Genomic DNA, 14,071 nt, shown 5'->3' on the forward strand with positions numbered 1-14,071 from the left:
GCACCGACCGGCGGGCCGACCGACCAGCCGACCGACCGCGACGCCCCGGTCGCCGGCCCGGCGACCGGCGGTACGCCGACCGCCGACGCCGCCGGACAATAGGCCGGTACCCCGGTGTCGACCCTGCCGGTCTACTACGTCGGTACGGCCGACGGCGAGGGGCTGCGGCTCTACCGCGAGTTCCACCGGTTCCAGCTGACCGACACCGGTGTCGTCGCCGAACTGCGGGCCACGCTCGGCGAGATGCTCACCGCCGCCCGGCTCGCCGATCCCGACTACCGCACCCTGTGGCCGTCCGGGGCCACGGTGGCGACCGTGTGGACCCAGTACGACATCGTCGGCGTCAACATCACCGGAGCCGGGGTCGCCAACCTCGACGCCGCCGGGGCCGCCGCTGCGGTGCAGCAGCTCGCCTGGACCGTCGCCGGCGTCACCGGCGGCGACCCCAGGATCCGGCTGCTGCTCGACGGCGAGCCGGTGGACCGGCTGTGGGGTCACGTCGACACCGGCGACGAGATCACCAAGGGGGCCGCGCTGGACACCCTGGCCATGCTCTGGCTGATCGACCCGCAGCACGGCGACACCGTCGGGTCGACCTTCACCGTGCACCTCGCTGGCAGCGTCCACGAGGCCACCGCCCAGCTGCGGATCCGCCAGGGCGGACAGGTCGTGCACCGGCGGTACGTCACGCTCGACGCGGGCGCACCCGGCCGGGGGGAGGCGTTCGTCGAGTTGAGCCTGCCGCCCGGCGACTACACCATCGAGGCGTACGAGGAGTCGATGGTCGCCGACGAAGGGCCCCGGTACCTCGTCGACGCCGCGATCACCGTACGGTGATCAGCAGGTGGACCGGTGCGGACCCGGTGCCGACCCGCCCGGTGCCGGGCTGCCACAATCGGGCACCGTGAAGACGTTCGAGGAGTTGTTCGCCGAGCTGCAGGCCAAGGCGGCGGCCGGGACCCCGGGCTCGTCGACGGTGGCCGCGCTGGAACGCGGCGTACACGCCATCGGCAAGAAGGTCGTCGAGGAGGCGGCCGAAGCGTGGATGGCCGCCGAGCACGAAGGGCCGCAACGGGCCGCCGAGGAGATCTCTCAGCTGCTCTACCAGGCGCAGGTGCTGATGCTGGCCACCGGACTGGAGCTCGAGGACGTCTACCGACATCTCTGACCCGCCCTTGCGACCGTGACCCGCACCCTCGTGTGACCCTCACACCCTCGACAGGAGCGAGACCGAGATGCTGCGCATCGCCGTACCGAACAAAGGCACCCTCTCCGGACCGGCCGCCGACATGCTGCGCGAAGCCGGCTACCGCCAGCGCACCGACCCCAAGGACCTGGTCTGCCGCGACGAGGCCAACGACGTCGAGTTCTTCTACCTGCGGCCCCGTGACATCGCCACCTACGTCGGCAGCGGTGAGCTGGAGCTCGGCATCACCGGCCGGGACCTGCTGATCGACTCCGGCAGCCCGGCCGAGGAGCTGCTCGACCTCGACTTCGCCGGGGCGACGTTCCGGTTCGCCGCCCGCCCGGAGACCCTGACCCGGGTGCCGGAGCAGATCGCCGGGCGACGCATCGCCACCGCGTACCCCGGGGTGGTCGAGAGCTACCTCGGCGAACACGGGCTGAAGGCCGAGGTGGTCCGCCTCGACGGCGCGGTCGAGAACGCCATCCGGCTCGGCGTCGCCGACGTCATCGCCGACGTGGTGGAAACCGGCGCCACGCTGCGCCAGGCGGGCCTGGTCACCGTCGGCGAGCCGATCCTGCGCTCCTCGGCGGTGCTGGTGCACCCGGCCGGCACCGCCACCACCGGCCAGGCCGACCAGCTGATCCGCCGGCTGCAGGGGGTCCTGGTCGCCCACCGGTACGTGATGCTCGCCTACGACGTGCGCGCCGACCTGCTGGAACAGGCCACCGCGCTGACCCCGGGCATCGAGTCGCCGACCATCTCGCCGCTGCACCGCGAAGGCTGGGTGGCGGTGCAGGCCATGGTCCGCCGTGCCGAGGTGCACCGGATCATGGACGAGCTGTACGACCTGGGCGCCCGCGCCATCCTGGTCACCGACATCCACGCCTGCCGCCTCTGACTCACCGGCCGCCACGCCCTTACCCGGCTGGCGGACAAGCGGGCGCGGATCGGGCGTAGGTACTTGGCGGAAAACGCCATTCGGTTGGTAGCGGGACGATCTATGACGCGATTACGTCATGCGTCCTGGCGGACACGTTCCGTCAATTGGGTTGGGCTTGGGTTCGCGTCCGCCGAGGAGGTCACGTGGCGCCGGAGCGGATCGGCGGCTACCGCATAGTCGAGCTGATCGCACCCGGTTCCTCTACCTGGGTGGCGTGTTCGGGGTCATGGTGATGATCGGTCGCGGCTCAACTCCTCGTACGGGTGACGCCGGTTCCTGAGGTGGATCCGGTGCCGGTGCGGGAAGGTAGGGAGGATTCGGATTCCCGACCGGCCGGAGGTTCCTCATGGCACTACTCGACACGACGACGTGGCACGGCATGATTTTCAGCGACGGCTGGACCGAGGCGGCCGGCGGCACGATGGCCGTCATGTCACCGGCCACCCGGCAGGAGATCGGTCGGGTCGGTGTCGGCAACGCCGACGACGTGACGCGGGCCTGCGTCCGGGCCGCGCAGGCGCAGCGCGACTGGGCCGCCACCAGCTACCTGGAGCGGGCCGCCGTGCTGCGCCGGGCCGGTCAGCTGTTCGAGCAGTACGCCGACGACATCGGTGGCTGGCTGATCCGCGAGGCCGGGTCGGTGCCGCCGAAGGCCGAGGTGGAGACCACCACCGCCGCCCAGGAGTGCTACGAGGCGGCCACCCTGCCGTCGCACCCGACCGGCGAGATCCTGGCCACCGGCCAGCCCCGGCTGAGTCTGGCGCGTCGGCTGCCGGTCGGGGTGGTCGGCGTCGTCGCGCCGTTCAACTTCCCGCTGATCCTGTCCATCCGGTCGGTCGCGCCGGCGCTGGCGTTGGGCAACGCGGTGGTGTTCAAACCGGACCCGCGTACGGCGGTCTGCGGCGGGGTGTCGATCGCCCGGATCTTCCAGGAGGCGGGTCTGCCCGACGGGCTGCTGCACGTGCTGCCCGGCGGGGCGGACGTCGGCGAGGCGCTGATCGCCGACCCCCGGGTCCGGGTGGTCAGCTTCACCGGTTCCACCGCCGCCGGGCGCAAGGTGGGCGAGGCCGCCGCCCGCCATCTCAAGCGGGCCCACCTGGAGTTGGGTGGCAACTCGGCGCTGATCGTGCTCGACGACGCCGACCTGGATCTCGCGGTCTCGGCCGGCGCCTGGGGGTCGTTCCTGCACCAGGGGCAGATCTGCATGGCCACCGGCCGGCACCTGGTGCACGAGCGGATCGCCGACCGGTACGTCGAGCAGTTGGCGGCCAAGGCCGACCACCTGCCGGTCGGGGATCCGGCGGCCGGGCAGGTGGCGCTCGGCCCGATCATCGACGAACATCAGCGGGACAAGATCCACTCGCTGGTCACGGCCAGCGTCGACGCCGGGGCCCGGCTGGCGGCCGGCGGCACCTACGAGGAGCTGTTCTACCGGCCGACGGTGCTGGCCGACGCCACCCCGACTACACCGGCGTTCGCTCAGGAGGTGTTCGGCCCGGTCGCGCCGGTCGCCACCTTCGCCGACCTGGACGAGGCGGTCGCGTTGGCCGGCGACACCGAGTACGGCCTTTCGCTCGGCATTCTGAGCCGGGACGTGATGAAGGCGATGGCGCTGGCCGACCGGATCCCCAGCGGCATCGTGCACATCAACGACCAGACCGTCGACGACGAGGCGGTGGCGCCGTTCGGCGGGGTTGGTGTCTCCGGCACCGGCAGCCGGTTCGGTGGGCCGGCCGCCAACATCGAGGCATTCACCGAGACCCAGTGGCTCACCATGCAGGGCGACATCAGCCGGTTCCCGTTCTGACCCGGCGGACCGGCAGCTGCTGGACGGACGTCGATCCGCCGACGGTACGCGATGTCCGTCACAGACATCGTCGCGGCCGGCTGTGACAGTGGCCGGGTGACACCACCGGACCCTACGCCGGCCACCACGTCGCCCCAGCCGGCGCGGCGGAGGCCGGCCCAGCGCCGCCTTGCCGGGGTGCTGCCGCCCTGGCTGGCGCTGGCCGTCGCCGGGCTCGGCGGGGTGGCGTCCGCGTCGCAGAGCGCGGTCAACGCCGAACTCGGTGCCCGGATGGGCAGCGCCGCCATCGGGGCGGTGGTCAACAACATCGGCGGATCGCTGCTGGTCGCCCTCGGGCTGCTGCTCCTGCCGTCGATGCGCGCCGGGCTGCGGACCCTGCGGGACGCCCGGCTGCCCTGGTGGACCTACCTCGGCGGGGTCGGTGGGGCGTTCTTTGTCACCGTCGCCGCCTACGCGGTGCCGGTGCTCGGGGTGGCGGTGCTGACCATCGCCCAGGTCGCCGGCAACAGTCTCGGCGGCCTGGCGGTGGACCGGGTCGGGCTGGCCCCGGCCGGCCGGCTCGCCGTCACGATTCCCCGGCTGGTCGGGGCGCTGCTCGGCATCGGCGCGGTGGTGGTGGCCCAGGTCGGCCGGCCGGTCGGGCAGCTCGCGGTCGGGGTGATCGCGCTGGCGGTGGCCGGCGGGCTGGCGGTGTCGGTGCAGTCCGCGCTCAACGGGCGGGTCTCGGCGGCCAGCACCACCGCGATGGGCACGGTGGCGAACTTCGTGGTCAGTACGCCGCTGGTGCTGATCGCGGCCGGCCTGCTCGGCGGTTACCAGGCGGCGGCCGGCCGGGCGTGGCCGGGCGAGTGGTTCCTCTACCTGGGCGGGCTGTTCGGCGTCTGCATCGTGGTGGCGCTGCTGGTCGGGGTCCGGTCGGTCGGGGTGCTGCGGACCGGGCTCGGGGTGGTCGCCGGTCAGCTCGTCGGGGCGCTGCTTATCGACGTCCTGGTCCCCGGCGGTGCCGGCGTCAGCCCGGGTCTCATCGCCGGCGCCGCGCTGATCATCGTCGCGGTGCTGGTGTCCGGTCGGGGTGCCCGTCGGTCCCGGCCGGTCGGCCGCGACGGTGCGGTGGCAGACTTGACCGGGTGGCAGACGAGCCGACCGACCCGACCACCGAGCTGACCGGCGCGCTGGTGGTGCGTGCCCGCCGGTTGCGGGTGATGTGCTGGTCGCTGGCTGCCGCGCTGCTGCTGGTCTTCACTGCGGTCAGCTTCGGCCTGCAGGGGTCCACCGGCGCGAACCTGGGCAGCTTCCAGCGTGGCGACCAGGCCGCCATGGTCGGTCTCGGCCTGGTCGGGGCCGCCGTGATCCTGTTGTTCACCCGGCCCCGGGTCGAAGCCGACGCCGCCGGGGTGCGGGTGCGAAACGTGTTGCGCTCGTACCAACTGCCGTGGTCGCTGGTCGCGGCGGTCCGCTTCGACCGGGACGCCGCCTGGGCCAGTTTGGAACTGGCCGATGACGAGCTGGTGCCGATGCTGGCGCTGCAGTCCGTCGACCGGGAGCACGCCGTCGAGGCTGTCCGGGCGTTGCGCCGGCTGCACGCTGCGAGCCGCACGGCGACCGCCGCCGGCTGATGCTGCCGGGTCGACCGCCGCTGGCTGGCACTGGTTGTTGACACCGGACCGGACATACGGCTATGGCCGGAGCCTGGTAGTCTTGTCATGTCGACCACGCTGCCCTCGACCGGCGGCGCCGGCGCGAGCCGGCAGCCGGGCGGAGGTAGTCGCGAAAGCGGAGCGCCTGCTCCCACCCGTACCGCGGACCACCATCCAGCGGGCGGGTCCGGTCTTCCGACGGCGGTCCGTCCGCCGTTGGGTCGACGCCGTCGACGGCGTCACCGACCGGTCGAGCAGGCCCTGGCATGTGCCAGGGCCTTCTGCTTTCCCGGGGCGTCCCCAACCGGGGGCCGGCCCGGGGTGACGGCACCATGGAGATTACCGACTCGAGGAGGCCCCATCAGCGTCGAACCACGCGTGAACGAGCAGATCCGGGCACGTGAGGTCCGACTGGTCGGCCCTGAGGGTGAGCAGGTGGGCATCGTCCCGCTGGAGCGCGCCCTGCAGCTGGCCGCGGACGTCGACCTGGACCTGGTTGAGGTTGCGCCGATGGCGCGCCCGCCGGTGTGCAAGCTCATGGACTTCGGCAAGTTCAAGTACGAGAGCGCACTCAAGGCGCGCGAAGCGCGGCGTAACCAGCAGCAGACCGTCATCAAGGAAATGAAGCTTCGGCCTAAGATCGACCCGCACGACTACGAGACCAAGAAGGGTCACGTGGTGCGGTTCCTCAAGGCCGGAGACAAGGTCAAGGTCACGATCATGTTCCGGGGCCGGGAACAGAGCCGGCCGGAGCTGGGCTACCGGCTGCTGCGCCGGCTCGAATCGGAGATCTCCGACCTGGGGTACGTCGAGGCCGCACCGAAGCAGGACGGCCGGAACATGATCATGGTGTTGGCCCCGCACCGGGCCACCAAGGCCGCTGCGGCCGCCGCGACGGCGGCCCGGGGCGGCGGAGCCTCCCGGGACCGGGATTCCGGCGCCGTCGAGGCACCACCACCGGCCGCCACGGCCGGACCCGCCGGGAACACCGGCGAGTGACAGGGGAGAGACGCGACACATGCCAAAGATGAAGAGCCACACCGGTATGGGCAAGCGGGTCAAGGTGACCGGCCGTGGCAAGATCCTGGCCGAGCAGGCGGGTAAGCGCCACCTGCTGGAGGGCAAGCCCTCCACTCGGACCCGCCGGCTCACCGGCACCGTCGAGGTGTCCCCGGCCGACGTCAAGCGCATCAAGAAGCTGCTCGGCCGCTGACGCGCGCCACTGACCTGAAGGAGTAGGTGAAATGGCACGCGTCAAGCGGTCCGTAAACGCTCAGAAGAAGCGCCGTACCCTGCTGGAGGACGCCAGCGGCTACCGGGGCCAGCGGTCCCGGCTGTACCGCAAGGCCAAGGAGCAGGTGCTGCACTCGATGCAGTACGCCTACCGGGACCGTCGCGACCGCAAGGGCGACTTCCGGCAGCTGTGGATCACCCGGATCAACGCGGCGGCCCGCGCCAACGGGATGACCTACAACCGCCTCATCCAGGGCCTCAAGCTGGCCGGCGTCGAGGTCGACCGCAAGGTCCTCGCGGACCTGGCGGTCAACGACGCCACCGCGTTCGCCGCCCTGGTGGAGGTGGCCCGCACGGCGGTCGCCGCCGAAGGCACCGGCGGCGCGGCGGCCCAGGCCGCCTGAACCGGCGCGACCCTGACCCGCACGTGGCACGAATCGAGGCGTCCGGCATGACCGCACCACGGCCAGCCGGGCGCCTCGACCGTGTCCCGGCCACCACCACCGGCGGCGGGGCCGACCACCGGCAGCCGACGTTCACCACCCGTACCCCCAGGATCGTGGCCGCCCGGCGGCTGCACCGGCGCCGCGACCGCGACGCGACGCGGCGCTTCCTCGCCGAAGGCCCGCAGGCCGTCCGGGAAGCGCTCGCCGTGCCCGGCCTGGTCCGCGAACTGTTCACCACCGCCGCCGGGCGTACCCGGCACACCGACCTGACCGTCGCGGCGGCCAGCGCCGGCATCGACGTCTCCATCGTCGACGACGCCGCGCTCACCGCGCTGGCCGAGACCGTCAACCCGCAGGGCGTCGTCGCCGTCTGCGACCACCTCGACGTCACCCTCGACAGCGCGCTGCACCGCCGGCCCGCGCTGGCCGCCGTGCTGGTCGAGATCCGCGACCCGGGCAACGCCGGCACCGTGCTGCGCACCACCGACGCCGCCGGTGCCGGCGCCGTCGTCTTCGCCGGCGCCGCCGTCGACCCGTACAACGGAAAGTGCGTCCGGGCCAGCGCCGGCAGCCTGTTCCACGTCGATGTGGTCCGCCACGACGACCCGGCACACGTCGTCGACGAGCTGCGCGCCGCCGGCCTGCGGGTGCTCGCCACCACCGGCCATGGCGACACCGACCTCGACGACCTCGCCGACTCGGGCGCGCTGGCCGCGCCGACCGCCTGGCTCTTCGGCACCGAGGCGCACGGCCTGCCGGCCGAGCTGGCCGACCGGGCCGACGCCCGGGTGCGGGTGCCGCTGCACGGCCGCGCCGAGAGCCTGAACCTGGCTGCCGCCGCAGCCGTCTGCCTGTACACTTCGGCCAGAGCACAGCGCCCAGGAAGGCCCACGCGATGAGCGTCCGCAGCTACCCGGCGCGCGTCGACGACCATCCGACGCGCCGCGACCGGCGGCCCGGCTGTGGTGTGCCACCTCATCGGCTGTTTACCCGGCCCGCCGGTTCCGGCGGGCGGCAGGGCTGACCGACCCTTCCTGCCTGCGCACCCTACCGGCGGGCTGCGGCAGCGCCGCGCGTCCGTAGACTCTTGCCGGTCATCGGCCCCGGTGACCGCACGCCGCGAGGGAGTGCCCGCACGTCATGACCTACCGCAACGACCCATACGATCCGAAGCAGGTCGCGTTGCTCGACCCGGCCGCGCTCACCGGCGCGGTCGCTGACGCCGAGAAGGCGTTCGCCGCCGCCGCCGACCTGGACGCGTTGACCGCACTGCGACCCCAGCACCTCGGCGACCGCGCCCCGATCTCGCTGGCCCGCCGGGAAATCGGCGCGCTGCCGCCGGCCGCCAAGGCCGACGCCGGCAAGCGGGTCAACGAGGCGCGCACCGCGGTGCAGACCGCGTACGACGCCCGGCGCGGCGAACTCGAAGCCGAGCGGGCTCGGCGGGTGCTTGCCGAGGAACGCGTCGACGTCACCCTGCCGTACGACCGCCGCCCGCGCGGCGGCCGGCACCCGCTGACCACCCTGATGGAACGCATCGCTGACCTGTTCGTCGGGATGGGCTACGAGATCGCCGAAGGCCCCGAGGCTGAGCTGGAGTGGACCAACTTCGACGCGCTCAACATCAGCCCCGACCACCCGGCACGCGGGCTGATGGACACCTTCCACCTTGACCTGCCCGGCCTGGTGCTGCGCACCCACACCTCACCGGTGCAGGCCCGGACCATGCTGACCCGCACCCCGCCGATCCACGTGGTCTGCCCGGGGCGGGTCTACCGCACCGACGAACTCGACGCCACCCACACCCCGGTGTTCCACCAGGTCGAAGGGCTCGTCGTCGACCGGGGTATCACCATGGCGCACCTCAAGGGCACCCTGGACCACTTCGCCCGGGCGATGTTCGGCGCCGACGCCCGGACCCGCTGGCGGCCGCACTACTTCCCGTTCACCGAGCCGTCCGCCGAGTTCGACGTCTGGTTCCCACAGCACCGCGACGGGCCACGGTGGGTCGAATGGGGCGGCTGCGGCATGGTCAACCCCCGGGTGCTGCGAGCCTGCGGCATCGACCCGGAGGTCTACTCCGGATTCGCGTTCGGCATGGGCATCGAACGCACCCTGATGTTCCGGCACGGCATCAGCGACATGCGCGACATGGTGGAAGGCGACGTGCGGTTCACCCGCGCGTTCGGGATGGAGGTCTGAGACATGCGGATCGCACTTTCCTGGCTGCGCGAGCACGTCGACCTGCCGGCCGACCTCGCCCCGCAGCAGCTCGAAGACGCCCTGGTCGGCCTCGGCCTGGAAGTCGAGTCCATCGTCGACCTGGCCGGCACCGTCACCGGCCCACTCGTCGTCGGCGAGGTCCGCGAAGTCGAGGAACTCACCGGCTTCAAGAAGCCGATCCGGTTCTGCCGGGTCGACGTCGGCACCGCCAACGGCACCGGTGAGCCGCAGGAAATCGTCTGCGGCGCCACCAACTTCGCCCCCGGCGACAAGGTCGTCGTCATCCTGCCCGGCGGGGTGCTGCCCGGCGGATTCGCCATCGGCGCCCGGAGAACCTACGGGCGCAACTCCAACGGCATGATCTGCTCCGCCCGCGAGTTGGGCGTCAGCGACGACCACGCCGGCATCATCGTGCTGCCCCCGGACGTCACCGCCGCGCCCGGCGACGACGCCCGACCCGTCGTCGGCCTCGACGACGTCGTGGTCGACGTCGAGATCACCCCCGACCGGGGGTACGCCATGTCGGTACGCGGCATCGCCCGCGAACTCGCCCAGGCGCTCGGCGTACCGTGGCGGGACCCGGCGGCGATCGACGCGCCCGGCGCCACCGACACCCCGGCCTACCCGGTCGAGGTCCGCGACACCGTCGGCTGCGACCGGTTCACCGCCCGGATGGTCCGCGGCATCGACCCGACCGCGCCGACGCCGGCCTGGATGGCCCGCCGGCTGACCACCGCCGGGGTACGCAGCATCAGCCTCGCCGTGGACATCACCAACTACCTGATGCTCGAACTCGGCCAGCCGATGCATGCCTTCGACGCCGACCGGCTCGCCGGGCCGCTGGTGGTCCGACGTGCCGTCGCGGGGGAGAAGCTGACCACCCTGGACGGGGTGGCCCGAATCCTCGACGCCGAGGACATGGTGATCTGCGACGACACCGGACCGATCTCGCTCGCCGCAGTGATGGGCGGCGAGACCAGCGAGGTGGTGCCCGGCACCCGCAACGTGCTGTTCGAGGCCGCGCACTGGGATCCGGTGATGGTCGGGCGTACCGCCCGTCGGCACAAGCTGTTCAGCGAGGCCGCCAAACGGTGGGAACGCGGCGTCGACCCGGCGCTGCCGCTGGTCGCCATCGACCGCGCCGTCGCACTGCTCACCGAACACGCCGGCGGCTCCGCCGGCGCGGAGATCCTGGACATCGACCACGTCGCCCCGCCGGCCCCGATCGTCCTCGACGCCGGGCTGCCCAGCCGCCGGGTCGGGGTGACGTACCCGCCGCAGCGGGTCGTCGACCTGCTGGAGGCGGTCGGCTGCACCGTCGCCACCGGGTTGACCGCCGGGGCGGCCAGCGCCAGCGCCGTCGCCACCGGCGTGGCCACCGCCACCTCGGCGGCGTCGGCAGCCGACGACGGTACGGCGCCGCTGGTCGTCGGCCCGCCGAGCTGGCGGCCCGACCTGACCGACCCGGCCGACCTGGTTGAGGAGGTGGTCCGGCTGGACGGCTTCGACAACGTGCCCAGCGCCCTGCCGCCCGCCCCGGCCGGCCGAGGGCTCACCGCCGACCAACGCCGCCGCCGGTCGGTGGCGCGGGCGCTGGCCGAGACCGGTCACATCGAGGCGCTCTGCTACCCGTTCGTCTCCCCGCAGGTCGCCGACGACCTGGGGCTGCCTGCCGACGACCCGCGCCGCGCCGCGGTCCGGCTGGCCAACCCGCTGGCTGACACCGACCCGCTGCTGCGGACCAGCCTGCTGCCGCCGCTGCTGGCGACGCTGCGGCGCAACATCGGCCGGGGGCAGCGCGACGTCGCCCTCTACGAGATCGGCGTGGTGTTCCAACCTCGGCCGGGTGCCGCCGCACCGCCGCCGATGGGGGTCGACGACCGGCCCGCCGACGAGGTGTTCGCGGCCGCCGACGCCGCCGTGCCGCACCAGCCGTGGCACGTCGCGGTGGTGCTGGCCGGTGAGCTTGAGCCCGGTGGCTGGTGGGGCGCGGGCCGGCCGGCCAGCTGGGCCGACGCCGTCGAGGCCGGTCGGACCGTGCTCGACGCCGCCGGCGTTCCGGCCGATCGGGTCGAGGTCCGCGCCGACGAGCACGCGCCCTGGCATCCCGGCCGCTGCGCCGAACTGCTCGTCGACGGGGTGGTGGTCGGCCACGCCGGGGAGCTGCATCCGGCGGCGGTCACCGCGCTGGAACTGCCCCGGCGTACCTGTGCGATGGAGCTGGACCTGGACGCGGTGCCGGCGGCTCCGGTGGTGCCGGCACCGGACTTCTCCAGCTTCCCGCCGGCGTTGATCGACGTGGCGCTGGTCGTCGACGATGCCATCCCGGCGGCGCAGGTCCGCGCCGCGCTGGTGGCCGGGGCGGGCAAGCTGCTCGAATCGGTCCGGTTGTTCGACGTGTACGCGGGGGAGCAGCTCGGTGCCGGGCGCAAGTCCCTGGCGTACAAGCTGGTGTTCCGGGCCGCAGACCGGACGCTGACCGTCGAGGAGGCGGTGGCGGCCCGCGACGGCGCGGTCGCCGAGGCCGCCTCCCGGCTCGGCGCCACCCTGCGCGGTGCCTGACCGACCGACAAGGGTCCCGGCCCCGGTCCGCCGCGACGACGGGCGGACCGGGTCGGGAAACGCCGGTGACCGTCGGTCAGCGTCGTAGCAGCGAGCCGAGGTCGACGGCGTCGGCCATCGCGGCGCAGCCGGCGTCGTTGGGATGCAGGTGGTCACCGCTGTCGTACGCGGTCGCCAGCCGGGTCGGGTCGGCCGGGTCGGCCAGCGCCGCCGCGAAGTCGATCACCCCGTCGAAGGCACCGCTGGTGCGGATCCAGCGGTTGACGTCGCGCCAGATCTCCTGCCGCTCGGGGGTGTCCAAAAAGGAGCCACCGAACGGTGGCACAGTGCCGCCGAGGATCGGCAGTCCCTGGGCCCGGGTCTGCGCGATCACCTGCCGGTAGCCGGCGATGATGTCGGCGGCCGGGGCGCTGTAGCCGATGTCGTTGGTGCCTTCCAGCAGGATCACCGCCCGGACTCCGGTCTGCGCGTAGACGTCGCGTTCCAGCCGGGCCAGCGCCGGCACCCCCCAGTACGGTTCCCCGTCACGTGGGGCGAGCAGCCGGTTGCCGCCGAGTCCGGCGTTGACCACCGACAGGATGGGCCCGCGCTGGTCGTGCAGGCGACGGGCCAGGTAATCGGGCCAGCGCCGGTTGGCGTTGCCGGTGGTGTTGCCGGTGTCGGTGATCGAGTCGCCGAGCGCGACCACGGAGCCGACGACCCGGGGATCGGCCTGCACGTCGATCCCGTCGACGAGCATCCAGCATGGCGTGTCGGCGTACCCGTCGGCGGTCGGCGCGGCGGCCCGGTCGCCCGCCGCCAGATGGTTGCCCTGGGCGGTGAACGGATGGTTGGTCACCGGTCCGGTCGGCTCCGGTACGTACACACTGACCAGCAGGGTGCTCAGCGCGGCGACCCGCAGCGGGACCGGGTCGCTCAGCGCCCGACCGCCAGCGGCGACGGTGACCTCGTGGCTGCCGCCGAAGGCCAGCTCCCGCATCGAGCCGGGCACGGCGGTCGCGCCGTCGTGCTGCACGGCGACCGAGGCCCGGCCGACGGTCAGCTCCCGGGTGCCGAACGTGTTGGTGATCCGTACCCGGACGGCCCGGCCACCGGCGCTGACGAAGGCGACGTTGCGCACCGTCTGGTCGGCCAGACCGTCTCCGGCCGGGCAGTCCGACCAGGGGATGGTGCTGCCCTCGACCGGGCTGGGCGCCCAGGCGGCGACCCAGGTGGCCGGGTGCCGGGCGGGGCCGGCCGGGCCGGTGGTCGCAGCGGGAGCCGGCGGTGCGGCGCCGCCGCTGGTCGCGGCGAGCGCGGCCGCGACCGTGATGGCCAGGACAGCACCCCCGCTGAACGCCGCCGTCCGTCCCGCTGATCGGGTACGCCGGTCCGGGACAGCTGAGTTGGACGAGCCGGTGTGATTGTCGCTGGGACGCACGCCACCCTCCTTGTCGGTCGGCCCGACCGGACGTCGGGCCGACCGATAATAATAGAGGCTCGTCGATATCTGTGGTGGGCCGCTGGGCCGCGCGGGGCGCAGGTCCCGAGGTCGGACCCGGGCTCCGATGTGGTCGTCGGGCCGGTCGACCCTCCGACTAGGATGCGGGCATGCCCGAATGGCGGACGAAGCGACTGGCCGTCGGCGCGTCGATCGCCGCGCTGGCGCTGGCGGCGTTCGCCAGCGGCCAGCCGCACTGGGGCTGGTTCCTCACGCTCACCGTCGGGCTGCCGTACGCGGTCCTCGCCATCCCCGCCCGGTGCGGCGAGCCGCTGTGGCGCGACGGCGACTGCCCGTACCTTGGGTATGGCCTGCTCCTCGGCTGTGACCTGCACCGCCTGGACAAGATCGAGCGGCTACTGGGTGCGCAACCACGTAATCCGGTCGGCGACCGCCAGAGCGCTTCGGTCGTGGCGGTGCCGCCGGGTCGCGGTCCGACACTCACCCGTCACACCTGGGAGGGTCTTGGCTTGGTTGCCGCGCTGCTGGGGGCCGTGGCGGGTTTGCTGATCCTGCTGGGATCGGTCCCGTGATCAGCGATCGGTTCCGTGATCAGC

14 protein-coding genes are annotated in these 14,071 nt (G+C 73.1%); 13 read left to right on the forward strand and 1 reads right to left on the reverse strand.

Annotated elements, in window-relative coordinates:
* Positions 1-114 precede the first annotated feature (114 nt).
* The 12 genes from ACXAHD_RS16120 to ACXAHD_RS16175 all read left to right on the forward strand — a co-directional run bounded on the left by ACXAHD_RS16120 (position 115) and on the right by ACXAHD_RS16175 (position 12,034).
* Positions 115-837, forward strand: coding sequence for a Gmad2 immunoglobulin-like domain-containing protein (locus tag ACXAHD_RS16120; RefSeq protein WP_475051471.1), 723 nt, complete (start codon positions 115-117; stop codon positions 835-837).
* Between the two features lie 67 nt (positions 838-904).
* Positions 905-1,168, forward strand: coding sequence for a phosphoribosyl-ATP diphosphatase (locus ACXAHD_RS16125; protein WP_281554606.1), 264 nt, complete (start codon positions 905-907; stop codon positions 1,166-1,168).
* Positions 1,169-1,235: 67 nt separating this feature from the next.
* Complete coding sequence (gene hisG, locus ACXAHD_RS16130) at positions 1,236-2,084, forward strand: ATP phosphoribosyltransferase (RefSeq protein WP_278168769.1); 849 nt, start codon at positions 1,236-1,238, stop codon at positions 2,082-2,084.
* Between the two features lie 388 nt (positions 2,085-2,472).
* On the forward strand, positions 2,473-3,933 hold the full coding sequence (locus ACXAHD_RS16135; RefSeq protein WP_281554607.1) for a benzaldehyde dehydrogenase: 1,461 nt from the start codon (positions 2,473-2,475) through the stop codon (positions 3,931-3,933).
* A gap of 51 nt (positions 3,934-3,984) precedes the next feature.
* Positions 3,985-5,097, forward strand: a complete 1,113-nt coding sequence (locus ACXAHD_RS16140; protein WP_281567358.1) for a DMT family transporter — start codon at positions 3,985-3,987, stop codon at positions 5,095-5,097.
* Between the two features lie 38 nt (positions 5,098-5,135).
* Complete coding sequence (locus ACXAHD_RS16145; RefSeq protein WP_281555563.1) at positions 5,136-5,549, forward strand: PH domain-containing protein; 414 nt, start codon at positions 5,136-5,138, stop codon at positions 5,547-5,549.
* Positions 5,550-5,948: 399 nt separating this feature from the next.
* Entirely contained in the window at positions 5,949-6,569 is a 621-nt protein-coding gene (gene infC, locus ACXAHD_RS16150; RefSeq protein ID WP_281554609.1) for a translation initiation factor IF-3, read from the forward strand.
* Between the two features lie 19 nt (positions 6,570-6,588).
* Positions 6,589-6,783 carry a 50S ribosomal protein L35 gene (gene rpmI, locus ACXAHD_RS16155; RefSeq protein ID WP_123601271.1) on the forward strand — a complete coding sequence of 65 codons (195 nt, stop codon included), beginning with the start codon at positions 6,589-6,591 and terminating at the stop codon, positions 6,781-6,783.
* A gap of 31 nt (positions 6,784-6,814) precedes the next feature.
* The gene (rplT, locus tag ACXAHD_RS16160) at positions 6,815-7,207 is read left to right on the forward strand and encodes a 50S ribosomal protein L20 (protein ID WP_123601272.1); all 393 of its coding nucleotides are present in this window, start codon (positions 6,815-6,817) and stop codon (positions 7,205-7,207) included.
* A gap of 47 nt (positions 7,208-7,254) precedes the next feature.
* The gene (locus tag ACXAHD_RS16165) at positions 7,255-8,148 is read left to right on the forward strand and encodes a TrmH family RNA methyltransferase (protein ID WP_281554610.1); all 894 of its coding nucleotides are present in this window, start codon (positions 7,255-7,257) and stop codon (positions 8,146-8,148) included.
* 241 nt (positions 8,149-8,389) lie between these two features.
* On the forward strand, positions 8,390-9,451 hold the full coding sequence (locus ACXAHD_RS16170) for a phenylalanine--tRNA ligase subunit alpha (RefSeq protein WP_281554611.1): 1,062 nt from the start codon (positions 8,390-8,392) through the stop codon (positions 9,449-9,451).
* Between the two features lie 3 nt (positions 9,452-9,454).
* Positions 9,455-12,034, forward strand: coding sequence for a phenylalanine--tRNA ligase subunit beta (locus tag ACXAHD_RS16175; protein ID WP_281554612.1), 2,580 nt, complete (start codon positions 9,455-9,457; stop codon positions 12,032-12,034).
* Positions 12,035-12,110: 76 nt separating this feature from the next.
* Here ACXAHD_RS16175 and ACXAHD_RS16180 read toward each other — a convergent pair whose 3' ends face one another.
* Positions 12,111-13,454: an SGNH/GDSL hydrolase family protein gene (locus ACXAHD_RS16180; RefSeq protein WP_281554613.1), complete on the reverse strand. Its 1,344-nt coding sequence runs from the start codon at positions 13,452-13,454 to the stop codon at positions 12,111-12,113.
* 170 nt (positions 13,455-13,624) lie between these two features.
* Here ACXAHD_RS16180 and ACXAHD_RS16185 point away from each other — a divergent pair, with 170 nt between their 5' ends.
* On the forward strand, positions 13,625-14,047 hold the full coding sequence (locus tag ACXAHD_RS16185; protein WP_281554614.1) for a hypothetical protein: 423 nt from the start codon (positions 13,625-13,627) through the stop codon (positions 14,045-14,047).
* Positions 14,048-14,071 lie beyond the last annotated feature (24 nt).

This window comes from Micromonospora sp. ABR4_055, from assembly GCF_056160425.1.

Bases quoted from the DNA above. Each gene is read 5' to 3' on its own strand.
- hisG (WP_278168769.1), top strand. From the start codon at position 1,236: ATGCTGCGCATCGCCGTACCGAACAAAGGCACCCTCTCCGGACCGGCC.
- ACXAHD_RS16135 (WP_281554607.1), top strand. From the start codon at position 2,473: ATGGCACTACTCGACACGACGACGTGGCACGGCATGATTTTCAGCGAC.
- ACXAHD_RS16140 (WP_281567358.1), top strand. From the start codon at position 3,985: ATGTCCGTCACAGACATCGTCGCGGCCGGCTGTGACAGTGGCCGGGTG.
- ACXAHD_RS16145 (WP_281555563.1), top strand. From the start codon at position 5,136: ATGTGCTGGTCGCTGGCTGCCGCGCTGCTGCTGGTCTTCACTGCGGTC.
- rpmI (WP_123601271.1), top strand. From the start codon at position 6,589: ATGCCAAAGATGAAGAGCCACACCGGTATGGGCAAGCGGGTCAAGGTG.
- rplT (WP_123601272.1), top strand. From the start codon at position 6,815: ATGGCACGCGTCAAGCGGTCCGTAAACGCTCAGAAGAAGCGCCGTACC.
- ACXAHD_RS16165 (WP_281554610.1), top strand. From the start codon at position 7,255: ATGACCGCACCACGGCCAGCCGGGCGCCTCGACCGTGTCCCGGCCACC.
- ACXAHD_RS16170 (WP_281554611.1), top strand. From the start codon at position 8,390: ATGACCTACCGCAACGACCCATACGATCCGAAGCAGGTCGCGTTGCTC.
- ACXAHD_RS16175 (WP_281554612.1), top strand. From the start codon at position 9,455: ATGCGGATCGCACTTTCCTGGCTGCGCGAGCACGTCGACCTGCCGGCC.
- ACXAHD_RS16185 (WP_281554614.1), top strand. From the start codon at position 13,625: ATGCCCGAATGGCGGACGAAGCGACTGGCCGTCGGCGCGTCGATCGCC.